Origin of the sequence: Streptomyces sp. Edi4 (assembly GCF_040253615.1) — a bacterium.
GTDB lineage: Bacteria > Actinomycetota > Actinomycetes > Streptomycetales > Streptomycetaceae > Streptomyces.
On record NZ_JBEJGY010000004.1, the window covers coordinates 486228 to 501433 of the forward strand.

A 15206-nucleotide genomic window follows, 5' to 3' on the forward strand; every position below is an offset into this window, starting at 1 on the left:
CGCTCGTACCACCCGATCATGCCGCGCGTCCCCGGACAGCGGGACGGAGTTGAGAGCATGGGGTTCATGGACGAAGACATCACCCCGATCCTCCGCGTCGAGGACGCCGGCGCGGCGGAATTCGGGGTCGCGGTGCGGGACGTCCCCCGGGGGCGCGAGATCGAGCTTCGTGACCCCGACGGCAACCGGCTCCGCGTGGGCACCCCGCCCCGCTGACGGCTCGCGCGCCCCGAACACGCGCGACCGTCCGGGCGCCGGGCCAACTGGCTTGCCCCGCAACGCCTGTGCCTGACAGATCACGCCGTACGGCGCGCGAGGAGCAGGCCTCCTCGGGAGCTCTCGGCCGAGGTGAGGGTCATCTGCGCCTCGACGGTGAAGCCGGCCGCTCGTAGCCGCGCGGCCAACTCGTCGGGCCGACGACGGTGCACGTACACCTTCATCGGGTGGCCGCCGTAGCCCCGCGTCTTGAGCCTCGTCTCGTCCCCCACGTGGAAGCCAAGCAGCACGGGCCCGCCGGGCCGCACCACACGGCGGAAGCCCTTGAGGACCGGATCGAGTTCGTCGTCGGGGATGTGGATCAGCGAGTACCAGGCGACCAGAGCGGCCAACGAGGCGTCGGCCAGGGCCAGTTCGGTCATGGAACCGACCTCGAACCGGGCCCCCGGGTGCTCACGGCGGGCCACCTCGATCATCGCCGGTGACAGGTCGATGCCGAATGCGTCCACGCCCAGGCCCCCAAGGTGCGCCGTGATCCGCCCTGACCCACATCCCACATCCGATACGGGCCCGCCCCCTGCGGACCTCACCAGCTCGACGAAGAGCGCCAGGACGGCGCGCTCATAGGGCGTCCGATCCAGGAGGTCGCGCACCTCGTCCGCGTAGTCGACGGCCACGGTGTCGTAGGAGGTACGCGTCTCTGCCAGCCAGCCTTGATGGGTCACCCGGCGACGGTAGTCGACAGGCCGTCACCGCTGTCGGAGCGAGGGGGTGACCTCATAGGCTGAGCGGGGTCCGCGCCACCGGGGACTGACGGGGATCATCAGGGACTATCGGGGAGAAGCATGACAAGCAGGTTCACCGAGTTGGTCGTTGACTGCCACGACCCGGAAGGACTCGCCACGTTCTGGTGCCAGGTCCTGGACTTCGAAGTGATCGACCGCAACGAGAACATGGTCGAGATCGGCTCCTGGACACCGACGGTCGAGGAGGTACGGGCCCAACAGATGCCGCCCACCTTGGTGTTCGTCCGGGTCCCCGAGTCCAGGACCGTCAAGAACCGGCTGCACCTCGACGTCAGCCCGGTCCACGGCAGCACCGAGGAGGAGGTGACGAGACTGCTGGGGATCGGCGCCGCCCGGGTGGACACTCAGGAGCCGGACCGGAGTTGGGTGGTCATGAGCGACCCCGAGGGCAACGAGTTCTGCGTCCTGCGCACCCTCGCTCCGTCCGCGTAGCCGGCCGTCGGGTGGGCCGGGATGCGGGAGTCACCATCGAGGCCGTCGAACACCCCGTCGCGGCGGCGCGCACCCGTCACGGCGGGGCGCGCCCGTCGCGTCCGTCGCCACGGGCCGACCGCGTGCCGCAGGGAGCGGCCCCGTTCGCTTTCGGGGCGCGGGTCGCGTGGCTGGTCGCGCGGTTCCCTGCCCCCTCACCCTCACGAGCCCCATGGTCCGGTGCGAGCTGCGGACGCTCCCCGCGCCCCTGAGCATCCGGCATCGGCCCGCACCGGGAACCTCGGCCCGTGGATACGCCCCTCCCGTCACCGTAAGAGCCACAAGAGGCGGTGATACCTTCTAACGACGTTGGACAAGAATCACCCACTCGTCAGCCTGGAGGCGGTCGTGGCCGACCCGGAAGCAAGGACTCCACGGGAGCGCTACCGCGCCCAGGTGCGCGAGGAGATCAAACAGCACGCCTGGGAGCAGATCGCGAGCGCCGGGGCCTCCGCGCTCTCCCTCAACGCGATCGCCAAACAGATCGGCGTGAGCGGGCCCGCCCTCTACCGGTACTACGCCGGTCGCGACGACCTGATCACCGAGCTCATCCGGGACGCCTACCGCAGCCTGGCCGACACCTTCCGCGCCCACGCCGAGGCCGGCACCGATCTCGCCGGCCTCGCGGACGCCCTGCGTCACTGGGCGCTGGCCGACCCGCACCGCTACTTCCTCCTCTACGGCACGCCGGTACCGGGATACAAGGCGCCCGAGGACACGACGCGGATCACCGCCGAGGTGATGGACGTCCTCCTCGCGGCGTGCGCGGCCGAGGAGCGCCCCGCCGGCGCGACGCCCCCGGCGCCGCTCGACGACCACTTGGCGAAACACCGCTCCTGGGCGCGCGACCCCGAGACTCCCGATGCGGCGCTCACCCGCGCCCTCGCGTTCTGGACGCGCCTGCACGGCGTCCTCTCTCTCGAACTGGCCGGGCACTTCACCGGCATGGGCTTCGACCCCGCCGAGGTCTACCGCTCCGAGGTCCGTGCCCTGACCGGCGCCTGACCCCTGCCGCACGACATGGACATCGAGCGTGGTGACCTGCGTGATGCCGCGCGGGAACGGCTGCGGCCGTTCCTGCCGGTCAGCAACAGGCGTTGTGGAAAGTGGCGGGGAGCACGGAAGGTGATCGGCGGGATTCTTCACCGGGTCCGGACCGGCGTGCAGTGGCGTGACGTGCCCGAATGGTTCGGCCCGGGCAAGACGATCCATGGTCAGTGACCTCGGGCCCTGTGCCGGATACACGCCGGCGAGTGTGTCATTTTGTCCGGCCCGGTCGCAGTGGGTGAGGCACGTCGGCGGACCCGGGTCGGGGTGAGTCGGCTGGAGTCGTGGGTTTCTCCCAGGGCCAACGGAAGTCCTCGGCGAGGGGCCGGGCGGACCGGAGCTGGGCGTGAGCGTGGAAGATGCCGGACGGGAGAGCGCCCGGCTGGAGGCTTCCAGCCGGGCGCTTCCTGAATCGTTCACCACATCCCAGTGTCTCGTACCGCGCACATGACACCGGAGTGCATCCTGCATCTTCTGTCCCGGTCAGGCCTGTACTCCGATCCTGACAGCAACTGGGTCACGAACCTGTTACTTGGCTGAGAGTCCGTTCAGCAGGGGAGGGTGGTCTTGCCGGCTGCTCCTGTGGCACCGGTGGTGCCGTCGGCCGTGAGAGTGGCCGCGGTGCCGTTGCCGCCGGGCTGGCCGGGGCACACCGGGCTGGCCGCGCCGCCGGCGCCGCCCCTGCCTCCTGTGTGGCCGCCGCCGACGATGGACGCGCCGCCGTTGCCGCCCTTGCCGCCCGCGATCCCGGCACCGGCATCGCCTACGCCGCCCACTCCGCCCTTGCCGCCTGTACCGCCGAGCTTGGCGGCCCCGCCGAAGCCGCCGGCCCCGCCGTTGCCGTTGGCGCCACCGGCCCCGCCGGTGCCACCTGCGCCTCCGGTGCTCCCGCTGCCGTCGCCGTTGCCGCCGGCACCTCCGGTACCGCCGTTGCCGTTGGCACCTGCCGCGCCCCCGGTGCCGCCGAGACCGCCGACACCGCCATGGCTGCCGACGCCGTTGGCACCGTTGGCACCCGGGAACCCGAGGACGCCGAAACCGATGGCTGTGCTGGTGCTGCTCGTCTCGGCCGGGGCCGTCGCGGAGGCGAGGGCAGGGGTGAAGGCCAGGCCGGCCGTAGCGATCGCGGCGATCAAGACCGTACGGGGAATGAGGGTGGTGCGCGTGGAGCGCATGATGTACGCCTTCCCTTTGTCCAGTCAGAGAAATTCTCCGGCTGGCACTCATCAACGTAGCCGAGAAGGTGCCCAATTAGTCCTATTGAATGATCCAATGACTTAAATGGCCAGTTTGCTCATATTCTGGCTCGAAGTTCTTCTTGTGCAAATGCACGGCTTTTGTACGCGATCGCAGGTCGTATCGCACGGGAATCTCCCACCGCCCTTTGCGCGAACGGGAGCGTGCACATATCAACCGCGCGGCGGATTCACGCCCGAGCCGCGCCTGAGCGCGAACGACCGCGTCGTCCACGGTCCCCGGTCGTCACGCCAAGGGCCACGAGCGGACCGCATCCAATTCACGCCGGTGCTGGAGAAGCTCCACCTTCCCCGACTCGGGAAGGCCACCGCAGCAGCCCTCTCGATTTGGCTCCGCACATGACCGCGCTTTACGGCGTCAGTTCACCGACGCGCCGGGAGTCGACCGCCAAGCCGGAGGCCGCGAGGAATGCCTCGAGGCCGACGACTCCGAGGAGCCGGTGACGTCGTCACATTGACCCCGGTTCCTGACCGAACGGCCCCTCGGCGACGAAGCGCTGGAGGTTCCTCGCGAACGCCGCCGCCTCACCCGGCGGCCACGAGGCGAGGCCGGCCGCGATGTGTCCGGCCAGGCGCTCCCGCAGCGCCTTCACCACGCGCTCCCCCTCCTCCGTGAGCGCGAGCAGGGTGGCGCGCCGGTCCCCGGGATCCGGATCGCGCCGCACGAGCCCCGCGGCTTCGAGGCGGGAGGCCCGGCGGGTCACCCCCGACCGGTCGAGCCCGACATCCGGAGCCAGGTCCGCCGCGCTGCGCGGACCGGTGCGCTCCAAGCCGCTCAGGATCGGATACGTCAGCTCGTCCACGGCCTCCCCCATGCCCGCGGTCAGGGTCCGGTGCAGCCCGATGCGGGTGCTGCGCTTGAGCAGGACACCCAGAGACTCGGCGATCTCTCGCCCCACGTCGTTTTCCATGAACGGAAGAATAGCGTGCGCGGCGCACGCAAGTGGGTTACAGTTGCGGCGAAGCGTGCGCAGCGCACGCATTTGCGTAACGAACCGCGTCCCTGACCGCGTCCCTAATCGCGTACCGAACAAGGAGTTCCGTCATGGCTCGTACCACCATCGCCACCGCCCTCGACGACCTGCTCTTCACTCCCGGGCTCGACCTGAACGAGGCCGCGGACCGGCACTTCGCCCCCGACTACCGCCAGCGCACCAACGGAAGCTGGGACGACCGCGACGCCTTCCTCCAGCACATCGCCCACGTCCGCACGGTCGTCGCCACGGGCTCCGTCGAGGTGCACGACGAACTGTTCGACGGCGACCGCTACGCCGACCGGCACACCGTCCGGGTGACCAAACGCGACGGCTCCACCGTGGTGACCGAGGTGTACGTCTTCGCCGACCTGGCGGCCGACGGCCGGTTCCGCCGGATCCAAGAGGTGACCTTGATGCTGGAGGGCAGTGAGGCCGACAAGAACTTGGGCAGCGCCCGCTGACCGAGTGGCGGACGGGCCCGGCCCGGGCGGAACCCACCGAGGGAGCCGAGCGGGGCGACAGGGGCGGGCGGGATGAGACGGGAGGGTTTGTCGGCCCCCGCATGCCCCCACTGAGCTGGGACTTGGCCCCTCGGGAGGGGGCGGCAGGGCCCTCGCCCGTCGCCATCCGGCGTAACCCGCTCGTATACCTCCGTTAGCATGATCGAACCCTTACCGCTCGTCCGCACCGCCCGCGCTACACCGAAAACCCGTGCCACCAGGCATGGAGAGCGGTCAGTCCACCGGCGTCCGACAAAAACACATGGGCCACTCAATTGATACCTATAGCCTCGCGGATATCCTCCCGAACACACCGCGCGCAGTTGCTCGCTGCCTGGCGTCGGCCACGGGCAGTCCTGTGGACCGTGGCGAGCGTGGTGGCCCTCGCTTTTCTCGTGCTGCTGGAGATCGCCGCGCGTCACTACGGGATGCCGGGCCCGATGACCAACCAGGCGCGCGAAGTGATCTTCGCGCCCAAGTCGGGGCCGCTCCTGTACGCCGGCATGGCGTTGATGATGGTGGTGCTCTCCTGGCGCGAGCGCTTCATCGCGATCGGGGCCGCAGTCGCGATCGACCTGGTCTTCTTCCTGGTGCGGTGGCCCCTGCACGCCAAGATGATGTTCGGCAACGGCGCTCTGTGGGTGATCCTGGCCTGCGCGGTGATCGCCGTGGTGCGCCGGACCGGCAACGAGCGGGTGCTGCTGCTCAAGGGCGTGGGGCTCGGACTGCTGCTCGTGGCGGGCCGCAAGACCGGTGACACCTGGCTGCTGATCACGTCAAAGACCCGGCCGTCCGTCCTCGACCAGTACGTGGCGACGGCCGACCACGCCCTGGGCAACCCGTCGTGGCTGGCCGGCCGGATCGTCGAGGCCACGGGCACCGTCGGATCCCACATCCTCGACTACGTCTACATCCAGCTCGCGGTCGCGGCCGTCATCGTCGCGCTCTATCAGCTGCGCCACGTGTCGGCCGAGCGCCGCTTCCCGGCCCACCATCTGGTCCGCACCTTCCTGGTGATCGGCCTCCTCGGTCCGGCCATCTACATGATCTTCCCGGTCGTCGGGCCGATCTTCGCGTACGGAACCGACGGCGGCCACTGGGCGCTGGCCGACCTCTGGCCCCATGTCTCGCCCACCATCGCCGCGCCGCACCACATGCCCTTCGACGAGCACACCCCGCGCAACTGCATGCCCAGCCTGCACACCGCCTGGGCCACCGCGATCTTCCTCCACTCCCGCAAGGGCCCGCTCGCGCTGCGGATCGGCGGCGCGCTCTGGCTGCTCGCCACCCTCGGCGCCACGCTCGGCTTCGGCTACCACTACGGCACCGACATCATCGCGGGCGTCGTCTTCACCCTCACCGTGGAGGCCGGGCTGCGTGCCCTCTCCTTCGGCTGGGACCGCGCCTCGATCCGGCTCGTCGCCCATGGCGCGATCGTCTTCACCGCGCTGCTGCTCTCCTACCGCTACCTGCCGTTGCAGATGGCCCACCTCCCGTGGGTGGCCGGGCCCCTGATGCTGCTCGCGGTGGCCTCGGTCGTGCACCGTTACGTACGGACCGTCAAGGAGCTGGAGCCCGTCGTCATCCCGGCGCCCCGGCAGCCGCAGCCCCAGCCGCAGCCCGAACTCGCCTGAGCCAGCACGCTCCACGGCCCGGTGAGGCAGCGCCTTGTGCCGCCTCACCGGGCCGTCTTTCCACCCCTCCCCGCCCAGCGGCCGGCTCGGCCGCGCGCCGCTTCCGGGTCCGGCCATGGCCGGGCGTGGACGACGGCAAAGCATTGTGACGGGGGCGCGGAGGAGGAAATCTTCGACCTGTGACCAGTGCAGAGGTTGGAGAGGCCATGCGTCCCGCGCTCATACGTTCCTTCTCGCAGCTCGAAGAGCTCGATCCCCACCGCCCCGTCGTGACCCTGTTCAGCGGTGGGCTCGACAGCTCGTATCTGCTGCTGCGGTTGCGCCGCATGGGCGTGCGCGACGTGCACGCCGTGAGCGTCGACATCGGCGAGGACGAGTCGAGCACCTACAAGCGCCAGGTCGCCGAGGCGCTGGGTGCCACGATCCACATCCTGGACCGGCGCGAGGAGTTCGCCGACCAGTACGTCGCCCCTGCCATCGCCGCCCAGGCCGTCTACCTCGGCATCCACCCGGTCAGCTCCACGCTGAGCCGCCCCCTCATCGCGCACAGCGCGGTCGCCCTGGCCCACGAGCTCGGCGCCCAGGCCGTCCTGCACACCGCCAACCGCTCGCAGAACACCCTGCGCCGCCTCAACGGAGCGCTCGGTCTGCTCGGCTACCAGGGCGCGTTCGGCAGCCCGTACGACCTGGACCCCGTCAGCCGCGACGACAAGCTCGTCGAACTGCGGGCCGCCGGCATCGACCTGCTCGCGGGACGCATCGTCAGCGGCGACTCCAACCTGTGGTGCCGCGAGTTCGAGTCGGGCATCCTCGACGACCCCGAGCACCACGAGGTTCCCGAGGAGATGTACGCCTGGAGCCGGCCGACCGCCGCGCCCGGCGCGATCGACGATCTGACGGTCACCTTCGAGCACGGCCGCCCGGTCGCCCTCGACGGCGAGCGCCTGGCCCTGACCGAGCTCGTCGCCCGGCTCAACCACCGGGTCGGCGCGTACGGCCTGGGCCGTTACTCGGGGCTCGAACACCTCGACCACGGCGAGAAGGTCCTGGAGATCCGCGAGATGCCCGCCGCCTGGCTGCTGCTCAGCGGCTACCGGCACGTGGAGAGCGCCTGCCTTGAGGCCGAGCTCATCCGCGAGAAGCGCAGCCTGGAGCAGGTCTGGACCCGGGAGGCCCTTGAGGGCCGCTGGTTCGGTGAACTGCGGCTCACCGTCCAGGCGTTCATCGACGCGTGCGCGGCGCGCACCAGCGGCTCGGTGACGTGGCGGCTGCGCGCCGGAGGCGCCGACACCCGCGCCATCACGGCGGGCCGGCCCCTGTACCTGCGCGACCGGGAGGCCTGGGAGGAGCACGCGATCGCTGCCGAGTCGGCGCCGTTCGCCCGCACGGCTTCAGCGCTGCTCGCCGCGGCCTGACCGCTCCTGGCCCACCGAGGCCGCCTCGTCCCGCCCTCGCCCCACACCCCCTACGCACGGAGCACTTCCATGACCACTGCTGTTGCCCACCCCGTGGCCGTCGCCGCCGTCACCGCCCTCGCCGGGCCCGGTGGCCATCTGCTGCCCGCGGCCCAGCTGTCCGCCCTGATCGGAGCCGACGTCGCCGACTGGGCGCGGTTCGCGGCGCACTGGGACGAGCTCACCCTTGACACGTACATGGCCGACGGCGGCACCTACCGCTTCCGTCGTTACGGCCAGTTCGACCTCGACCCGGCGGCCGGCGAGCTCACTGTGCTGCCGCACGCCCCCTACCGCCAGGAGTCGGACATCAATCCGCTCAACGGCGGCGTGGAGCGCGTCTTCGACCCGCTGACCGACTCCTTCACCGGCGATCCGCTGCTGCGTTCCGTTCTCGTCGAACTCGGCAGGATCTTCAGTGCTGTTGACGGCACGGCCGCCTGGAACGTGAAGCTCCACCCGTACCGCGTCAGCGCGTCCGCCGACCAGACCGGACAGCCGGCTCCCGAGGGCCGCCACCGTGACGGCGTCACCTTCATCACCTCGCTCATGATCGGCCGCACCAATGTCGCCGGTGGTGAGAGCGGTGTCTACACCGACGAGGGCGAGCACCTGCTCACCACCACGCTGTCCGAGCCGGGTGATCTGCTCCTCGGTGACGACCGCCGCACCTTGCACTCGGTGACCCCGGTGACGCCCGTGGACGCCGCTCTCCCCGCGCACCGCGACGTCCTGGTGATCGCCTACACCGCGCGCTGAGCGGCGACCGTTCCGACCGAGCCCGAACCCGTGGGGCGCCGGGGCCGACCCCGGCCTCGGCGCGCCCCTGTTGAGGAGTCCTTGATGAGCATCACCGTTGCCCGGCGCGCCTGGCTGACCGACCTGCCCGTCCTCCTGGTGGCCGTGGTGTGGGGCTCCAGTTATCTCGCCGCCAAGGACGTCACCACGACGCGGACGGTCCTCGCGGTCCTCGTGCTGCGGTTCGCGGTGGTGCTGCCGGTGCTGGTCGTGGCGGGGTGGCGCCGGCTGCGGTCGCTGAGCGGCGCCCAGTTGCGCGGGGCCGGGCTCCTCGGGCTCATCCTCTCCGGGATCTTCCTTTTGGAGACGTACGGAGTCGTGGCGACCTCGGCGACCAACGCGGGCCTCATCATCAGTCTGACGATGATCTTCACCCCCGTCGCCGAGGCCCGGTTGCGGCGCACGAGGCTGTCGCGGTCCTTCGTCGCGGCCGCCGGGCTCTCGGTGCTCGGCGTGCTGCTCCTGACCCAGGGCGCCGGCTTCACCAGCCCTTCGCTCGGTGACTTCCTGATGCTGGGCGCCGCCGTCGCCCGTACCGTCCACGTCCTGGCGATGTCACGGATGCGGTCGGTGCGGGGAGCGGACGCCCTGTCGCTCACGACGGTCCAACTGGGCGGCGCCGTCGTGGTGTTCGCGCTGCTCTCGGCGGCGCCGGGGACCGGGGGCACGCCATGGGCGGCGGCCGCCGGCTTCGGGGCCGCACAGTGGCTCGGGCTGCTGTACCTGTCGGCGTTCTGCACACTCTTCGCCTTCTTCACGCAGATGTGGGCCGTGCGCCGTACCTCGCCCTCGCGGGTCAGCCTGCTGCTCGGTACGGAGCCGGTGTGGGCGGCGGTGGTGGGTATCGCCCTCGCGGGCGACCGGCCGGGGTGGCTCGGGTTCGCGGGCGCCCTCCTGGTCCTCGCGGGGACCGCGTGGGGGCGCGGGGCGGCGCCGAGGGAAGGCGCGCCGGAGCCGGACGTGGCGGGCGAGGCGTCCGGGACGGCGGCCGCCGGCGTCTCAGTCGTCGAGCCAGCCGAGGCGGACGGCGCTGACACCGGCCTGGAAGCGGCTGGCCGCGCCTAGCCGTTCGGTGAGTTCGGAGACGAGGCGGCGGACCGTGCGCTCGGAGACCCCGAGTTTGCGGGCCATCGCCTCGTCGGTCAGTCCTCCGGCGAGCATCCGCACCAGCTCACGGTGGCGTCCGGTGGGCCGCCAGTCGGCTCCGTTCTCCTCCGTGCCACCACTGGCATCACCGCCGCCGGCGGCTTCGGCCGGCACGCTCGCACCCGCCCAGCAGTGTTCGAAGATCCCTCGGAACACCCCGACCAGTGTCTCGCCGCGCAGTACGACGGCGGCGATCTCGCCGTCCGCAAGCTGCGGGGCCGGGACGATCGCCAGCGCGCGGTCCACCACGATCAGCCGCAGCGGCAGGGTGTGCGCGGTGCGCACCTGACCGCCCGCGCCGCCCAGACGGCGCAGGTAGGCGGCCATGTGCGGGACGGCGGCGGCCGAGCCGAGGTGGATCGTGCGAAGGCGTACGCCCCGCTCGAGCGCGAGCCGGTCCCGCTCGAACCCGGCCTCGACCATCTCGGGGGGCAGCGCGCGACCGGGGTGCAGGGACAGAACCTCCTCCTCGACGCGCTGCGAGGCGTCCTCCAGGGCGGCCGACACATTGGCCGCGCCCGTCACCACCTCCATGCGCACGGAGCACAGTTCGCGGGCGTGCACGGGCTGGAAGTCCGCCACGACCTGCGCGAGCGCGGACCGCGTCTGCTGTACGGCGGTGAGCAGGGCGCCGGTGTGCTTCTCCTCTTCGACGAGAAGGTTGCGCAGGGCGGTGTCGGGGGCCAGCGCGGTCCAGCCGTTGCGGGTGTCCGGCGTCGGCACGAACAGGCCGAGTCTGCCGAGCAGTTGCAGCGCCTCGGCGAATTCGGTACCGCTCCAGCCACGGCTCTCGGTCAGGGCCTGTGGGTGCCAGGCGGCATCGTCGAGGGCGATGCGGTAGAGATCCTGGGCCCTTGCGCGTGCGTCCACCCTGTCCGCCCCCACTCCGTCGGCTGCTCCCGGGTGATCCTCCGACAATGATCTTAGAAATGATCACACGCGGGGGAACAGCACCGTCCGGAATACGGACCTCCCGGCGCGGACCCGCCGTCCGCCCCTGGCCATGTCCGGTCCCGGAACTCAACCGCGCGTGACGGCCGGTGGGGACGACGGACATGCTGGTCAGGCACCGAACGATCGCTTCCAGGGGGAACTCGTATGTCCGTGCCCATCGCCTCGTCCCGCTCCGCAACCGCCGCCGGTGTGGAGACTGTCACACCGCCCACGCGCCGGACGTGGCCCTCGCGGGCGGCGGCCGCGGTCGCCTTCACCGTGTGCGCCGCGGCGGCCGTCGGCGGCCTGTCCGGGCCGGCCGCCACGGCCGCGCGCGCCTCTGCGCCGGTCACCGCCACGACGGCCACTTCGGCTCCCGGCACCTCCGCCATGGTCGACAGCGGCGACTCCTTCATCTGGGGCTGAACCGTGCAGTGTCCAAGATCAGGACCTGACGCGGCGGAGCGTCCGAGCGTCGCCGTCGTCGCCCCGCTGACCGGGCCGCGCACGGCTTGGGGCTCGGTCCTTCTGGGTGAGGTCGACCGGGCGCGGGCCTCGTGCCCGGACGTCGCAGAGTGGTGCGTGCACGACGAGTCGCCCGGGGTCGCGGAGTCCGTCGCCCGGGCCGGTTACACGGCCGTCCTCGGGCACTGCGACACCCTGGGAACCCGCCGGGCCCTGTCCGTCTATGAGTCGGTGGGGCTGCCCTGTCTGCTGCCGTTCGTTCCGGCCGCTCCCCCGGCGCTGAGCTGGGCGCCCCACGAGGACGCGCTGGTGCGCACCCTGGTGGAGGCGGCATCGGCGCTGGGCGCGGCGGGACTCTCGGCGGCGCACGACGAAGGGCCCGAGTGGGCCGCGCTCGTCCGGCGCGTCGAGACGGCGGCAGCGCGCGCGGGACTCACCGGCCACTCGACCGGGGCTCCGGCCGTCCTCACCTCCCAGCGGAGGGTGGCCCAACTCCCGGCGGGCGAAGGCCCGGTCCTCGTTCCGCTGGACTGCGGTCTGTCCTCGTTCACCGCGCTGGCCTCCGAGGCGGGCTCGGAACGCCAGGTGTGGGCCGTGCACCCGCAGATGTGCGCGGCACGCCGCGCGCGGACAGCCGTGACGGCGCTGGCCCAGACACTCACGGCCGCCCCGACTCTGCGCGGAGCCGCCCTGACGGAGGCGGTACGGGCCCGTTCCGGAGCACTGCTCACCACGGCGGGCGGGGTCCTCGGCGACGGCTGGCGCGTATCACGTCTCGGGAGTGTGTGCCCGGCGCGGGGCGAGGTCTGAGCACTCGGGAGGCGGCCCGCGAAGCCTCTCTGTCACCCCACCCGCATCACGGGGTACACGACCCGGCGCGCCCGCTCCCGACAGGCGGCGCCCAGGCGACCGGATGCAAGGTGGAGGTATGGGAAAGACCGCCGTCATCGTCATCGACATGATCAACACGTATGACCATCCGGACGCCGACCTGCTGCTTCCGGCCGCCCGGACAGCGGTGCCCGCCATCGTGGATCTGCTCGACCGGGCACGGCGCCAGGACATCCCCGTGATCTACGCCAATGACAACTTCGGGCAGTGGCGCTCCCACCATGGAGAGCTTCTGGAGACGGCGCTCGCGGGGCCCCACGCCGACCTCGTGGAGCCGCTGCGGCCCGACAAGGAGTCCCTCTTCGTGGTGAAGGCACGGCACTCCATCTTCTACGAGACGCCCCTGAGCTATCTGCTGCGGGATCAGGACATCACCCGCGTGGTGCTGTGCGGACAGGTCACCGAACAGTGCGTCCTCTATTCGGCGCTCGACGCCCACATCCGCCACCTTGAGGTCACGGTCCCGCGCGATGCCGTCGCCCACATCCACGAAGACCTGGCCGACGCCGCTCTGCGGATGATGGAGCGCAACATGGACGCCCATGTGCCGCTCAGCACCGAACTGAAACTCTGAGGACTGAAGCCCTGAGGACTCAGGGGACTCAGGGGACTCAGGGGACTCAGGCTCTGGGGGGACGGAAGCTCTGAAGGCGCCCGTCCCGGCCGGACGCCTCACCACGGGACGGCCTCCGCGTCACCACGGGACGGTCTCCCCGTGGCGGTCAAGGAACCGCAGGCCCGGGGCGCCGGCCTGCGCCTCCAGGACGTCGACGACGAGCGGGATGCTCTCCTCGGGCAACAGCGGCGCATCGGGGCCGCCCAGCCGGGTCCTGTTGTGGCCGGGGTCGATGAGCAATTTGGTGTGCCCGTCGTCGCCATGGCGGGTGGCGTAGCTGCGCATCAGCTGATTGAGGGCGGCCTTGCCGGCCTTGTAGAGCTCGTAACCACCTTCGGTGTTGCGGGAGATGCTGCCCTGCTCGGAGGACATCACCGCGACCGTCCCACCCGGCACGACGAGTCCGCGCAGCGCCTCCAGTGTGCGCAGGGGGCTCAGCGCGTTGGTGATCATCACCTCGGTGAACATCTCGGTCGGTACCTCGCCGATGGGCAAGTCTCCCCTGTCTATGGCCGCGTTGACGAAGAGCAGGTCCAGTGGCCGGTCCGACAGGCGCTCGCGCAGAGCGGCCGGCCCGTCCCGGCTCGTCATCTCCAGAGACTCGACCGTCAGCCGCCCCTGCGAGACGGCGGCGCTCTCCTGGAGCTCGCCATCTTGCCGGCGCGTAGTGGCGACCACGCGCCAGTCACGACGGACCAGTTCACGGACGAGGACCAGGCCGAGCCCCCGTGAGGCTCCGACGACGAGGGCGTGACGCTGGGGTGCAGTTGGCACGTTCACTCCTTGACGTGATCGGTCAGGAACTTCAGATTAGACGAGACGTTGCGTCTAGACAACGGGCCGGGTGTCACCCACAGGTATGGTTCTCGCATGCCCGCCGCCAGTCCTCAGCCCCGCAGGCCGCGCTCCGGCAACCGGCGCGACGAGTCCGCCCGCCTGGCCGTGCTCCACGCCGCGGACGATCTCCTCGTCGAGCACGGCTTCGGCGGCCTGACCATCGAAGCGATCGCGCGCCACGCCGGTGTCGCCAAACAGACGATCTACCGCTGGTGGCCGTCAAAGGTCGAAATCCTCCTCGATACGCTCATCGAGGACAGCGAGAAGCGCTTTCCCGTCCCGGCCGAGCAGCCCACGGTCGAGAGCGTCCGCGCCTACCTCCGCGACTTCGCGCGGTTCCTCACGGACGACCCCGCCGGCAAGGTCCTGCTCGCGCTCATCGCCCAGTCGCAGCACGATCCCGGCACCGCCGAGAGCTTCCGTGAGCGTTATCTCGGCCCTCGCCGCGACCAGGAGCGCGCCCTGTTGGCACGCGGCGTCGAGGCCGGCGCGTTCGCGCCCGAACTGGGCCCCGACGCCGCGCTGGACGCCCTCGTCGGCCCGATCGTCTACTGCGCCCTGACCGGATCGGCCGTCCCCGACGGCCTGGTGGACACGCTGACCGAGAACCTGCTGCGGCCGCGTCCGAGTTGAGGACGCGGTGACGGCGCCACCCGGTCGACGAGGACGGCGGTCCTCACCGGACCCTGGCACCGCACCGCGCGCCGAAAAGGGACTTGGTCCCCCATTCCGCGCGACCCCATGATGACCGGATGAACGACAACCAGGCCCCGCCCGCCCCCGTCATCCTCGGCATAGACGATCTGCGGCCGCTCCCGGGGACCACCCGGATCGCCCGCACCAGCGGCGAGGGCGTGGAACTCCTGAAAGAGCACCGCGATCGCTTCATCGACGAACTCTGGCTCGACCACGACCTCGGCGGCGACGACAGCATCATGCCCGTCGTGACGCTCCTGGAAGAAGCCGCCTTCCACGGGCGGCCTTTCCGGATCGGGACGGTTGTCGTGCACAGCGCCAACCCCATCGGCGCGGAAACGGTCGTCCGGTCGCTCGCGTACTGGAACTACCGAGTCCGCCGGGCGAGCGCCTAACCCGGCTCAGTGGCGTGTCCCTGGGCGGCGGTTCAATGGCTGCCCGCCCACGCCGCTCCCCGGCCTCA

General features: G+C 71.1%; 18 protein-coding genes and 1 pseudogene. 14 read left to right on the top strand and 5 right to left on the bottom strand.

Annotation, left to right across the window (positions count from 1 at the left end; genetic code table 11):
- Window positions 1-84: 84 nt before the first annotated feature.
- Window positions 85-216 (top strand): annotated as a pseudogene (locus ABR738_RS04125) (VOC family protein); the annotation flags it as partial.
- An 80-nt stretch (window positions 217-296) separates the two neighbouring features.
- Here the strand turns inward: ABR738_RS04125 and ABR738_RS04130 are convergent.
- A complete protein-coding gene (locus ABR738_RS04130; protein ID WP_350228589.1) occupies window positions 297-941 on the bottom strand; it encodes a class I SAM-dependent DNA methyltransferase in 645 nt (214 codons plus the stop codon).
- 120 nt (window positions 942-1061) lie between these two features.
- On the opposite strand from ABR738_RS04130, the gene ABR738_RS04135 reads away from it, so the two are divergent.
- From ABR738_RS04135 to ABR738_RS04145, 3 genes are all read left to right on the top strand, one after another.
- Entirely contained in the window at window positions 1062-1454 is a 393-nt protein-coding gene (locus ABR738_RS04135; protein WP_350228590.1) for a VOC family protein, read from the top strand.
- A 387-nt stretch (window positions 1455-1841) separates the two neighbouring features.
- Window positions 1842-2498: a TetR/AcrR family transcriptional regulator gene (locus tag ABR738_RS04140; protein WP_350234418.1), complete on the top strand. Its 657-nt coding sequence runs from the start codon at window positions 1842-1844 to the stop codon at window positions 2496-2498.
- Window positions 2499-2513: 15 nt separating this feature from the next.
- Entirely contained in the window at window positions 2514-2714 is a 201-nt protein-coding gene (locus ABR738_RS04145; RefSeq protein WP_350228591.1) for a transposase, read from the top strand.
- A 374-nt stretch (window positions 2715-3088) separates the two neighbouring features.
- Here the strand turns inward: ABR738_RS04145 and ABR738_RS04150 are convergent, their stop codons facing one another.
- Window positions 3089-3715 carry a hypothetical protein gene (locus ABR738_RS04150; protein ID WP_350228592.1) on the bottom strand — a complete coding sequence of 209 codons (627 nt, stop codon included), beginning with the start codon at window positions 3713-3715 and terminating at the stop codon, window positions 3089-3091.
- A 530-nt stretch (window positions 3716-4245) separates the two neighbouring features.
- Entirely contained in the window at window positions 4246-4707 is a 462-nt protein-coding gene (locus ABR738_RS04155) for a MarR family winged helix-turn-helix transcriptional regulator (protein WP_350228593.1), read from the bottom strand.
- Window positions 4708-4841: 134 nt separating this feature from the next.
- Between ABR738_RS04155 and ABR738_RS04160 the strand changes: the two genes are divergently transcribed.
- The 5 genes from ABR738_RS04160 (at window position 4842) to ABR738_RS04180 (ending at window position 10224) form a co-directional block, all read left to right on the top strand.
- Window positions 4842-5234, top strand: a complete 393-nt coding sequence (locus ABR738_RS04160) for a nuclear transport factor 2 family protein (RefSeq protein WP_350228594.1) — start codon at window positions 4842-4844, stop codon at window positions 5232-5234.
- Window positions 5235-5647: 413 nt separating this feature from the next.
- Complete coding sequence (locus ABR738_RS04165; protein WP_350228595.1) at window positions 5648-6907, top strand: phosphatase PAP2 family protein; 1260 nt, start codon at window positions 5648-5650, stop codon at window positions 6905-6907.
- Window positions 6908-7113: 206 nt separating this feature from the next.
- Window positions 7114-8322 (top strand): argininosuccinate synthase-related protein, encoded by a 1209-nt coding sequence (locus tag ABR738_RS04170; protein ID WP_350228596.1) that lies wholly within the window; start codon window positions 7114-7116, stop codon window positions 8320-8322.
- A gap of 69 nt (window positions 8323-8391) precedes the next feature.
- A complete protein-coding gene (locus ABR738_RS04175; RefSeq protein WP_350228597.1) occupies window positions 8392-9120 on the top strand; it encodes a 2OG-Fe dioxygenase family protein in 729 nt (242 codons plus the stop codon).
- 84 nt (window positions 9121-9204) lie between these two features.
- A complete protein-coding gene (locus ABR738_RS04180) occupies window positions 9205-10224 on the top strand; it encodes a DMT family transporter (RefSeq protein ID WP_350228598.1) in 1020 nt (339 codons plus the stop codon).
- Here the strand turns inward: ABR738_RS04180 and ABR738_RS04185 are convergent.
- Complete coding sequence (locus ABR738_RS04185; RefSeq protein ID WP_350228599.1) at window positions 10159-11175, bottom strand: helix-turn-helix transcriptional regulator; 1017 nt, start codon at window positions 11173-11175, stop codon at window positions 10159-10161. The two genes, ABR738_RS04180 and ABR738_RS04185, sit on opposite strands and share 66 nt — an antisense overlap.
- Window positions 11176-11403: 228 nt before the next feature.
- Between ABR738_RS04185 and ABR738_RS04190 the strand changes: the two genes are divergently transcribed.
- The 3 genes from ABR738_RS04190 (at window position 11404) to ABR738_RS04200 (ending at window position 13168) form a co-directional block, all read left to right on the top strand.
- Complete coding sequence (locus ABR738_RS04190) at window positions 11404-11664, top strand: hypothetical protein (RefSeq protein ID WP_350228600.1); 261 nt, start codon at window positions 11404-11406, stop codon at window positions 11662-11664.
- A 3-nt stretch (window positions 11665-11667) separates the two neighbouring features.
- Entirely contained in the window at window positions 11668-12513 is an 846-nt protein-coding gene (locus ABR738_RS04195) for a hypothetical protein (RefSeq protein ID WP_350228601.1), read from the top strand.
- A gap of 118 nt (window positions 12514-12631) precedes the next feature.
- A complete protein-coding gene (locus ABR738_RS04200) occupies window positions 12632-13168 on the top strand; it encodes a cysteine hydrolase family protein (RefSeq protein WP_350228602.1) in 537 nt (178 codons plus the stop codon).
- A 120-nt stretch (window positions 13169-13288) separates the two neighbouring features.
- On the opposite strand, the gene ABR738_RS04205 is transcribed toward ABR738_RS04200, so the two are convergent.
- The gene (locus ABR738_RS04205; RefSeq protein ID WP_350228603.1) at window positions 13289-13984 is read right to left on the bottom strand and encodes an SDR family NAD(P)-dependent oxidoreductase; all 696 of its coding nucleotides are present in this window, start codon (window positions 13982-13984) and stop codon (window positions 13289-13291) included.
- A gap of 96 nt (window positions 13985-14080) precedes the next feature.
- Between ABR738_RS04205 and ABR738_RS04210 the strand changes: the two genes are divergently transcribed.
- Window positions 14081-14680, top strand: coding sequence for a TetR/AcrR family transcriptional regulator (locus tag ABR738_RS04210; protein ID WP_350228604.1), 600 nt, complete (start codon window positions 14081-14083; stop codon window positions 14678-14680).
- 119 nt (window positions 14681-14799) lie between these two features.
- Complete coding sequence (locus ABR738_RS04215; protein WP_350228605.1) at window positions 14800-15138, top strand: cyclic-phosphate processing receiver domain-containing protein; 339 nt, start codon at window positions 14800-14802, stop codon at window positions 15136-15138.
- The last annotated feature ends 68 nt before the right edge of the window (window positions 15139-15206 follow it).

Coding starts and splice junctions, on each gene's coding strand:
- ABR738_RS04170 (WP_350228596.1), top strand. CDS start 7,114: ATGCGTCCCGCGCTCATACGTTCCTTCTCGCAGCTCGAAGAGCTCGAT.
- ABR738_RS04155 (WP_350228593.1), bottom strand. CDS start 4,707: ATGGAAAACGACGTGGGGCGAGAGATCGCCGAGTCTCTGGGTGTCCTG.
- ABR738_RS04135 (WP_350228590.1), top strand. CDS start 1,062: ATGACAAGCAGGTTCACCGAGTTGGTCGTTGACTGCCACGACCCGGAA.
- ABR738_RS04200 (WP_350228602.1), top strand. CDS start 12,632: ATGGGAAAGACCGCCGTCATCGTCATCGACATGATCAACACGTATGAC.
- ABR738_RS04175 (WP_350228597.1), top strand. CDS start 8,392: ATGACCACTGCTGTTGCCCACCCCGTGGCCGTCGCCGCCGTCACCGCC.
- ABR738_RS04215 (WP_350228605.1), top strand. CDS start 14,800: ATGAACGACAACCAGGCCCCGCCCGCCCCCGTCATCCTCGGCATAGAC.
- ABR738_RS04190 (WP_350228600.1), top strand. CDS start 11,404: ATGTCCGTGCCCATCGCCTCGTCCCGCTCCGCAACCGCCGCCGGTGTG.
- ABR738_RS04160 (WP_350228594.1), top strand. CDS start 4,842: ATGGCTCGTACCACCATCGCCACCGCCCTCGACGACCTGCTCTTCACT.
- ABR738_RS04180 (WP_350228598.1), top strand. CDS start 9,205: ATGAGCATCACCGTTGCCCGGCGCGCCTGGCTGACCGACCTGCCCGTC.
- ABR738_RS04145 (WP_350228591.1), top strand. CDS start 2,514: ATGGACATCGAGCGTGGTGACCTGCGTGATGCCGCGCGGGAACGGCTG.
- ABR738_RS04210 (WP_350228604.1), top strand. CDS start 14,081: ATGCCCGCCGCCAGTCCTCAGCCCCGCAGGCCGCGCTCCGGCAACCGG.
- ABR738_RS04150 (WP_350228592.1), bottom strand. CDS start 3,715: ATGCGCTCCACGCGCACCACCCTCATTCCCCGTACGGTCTTGATCGCC.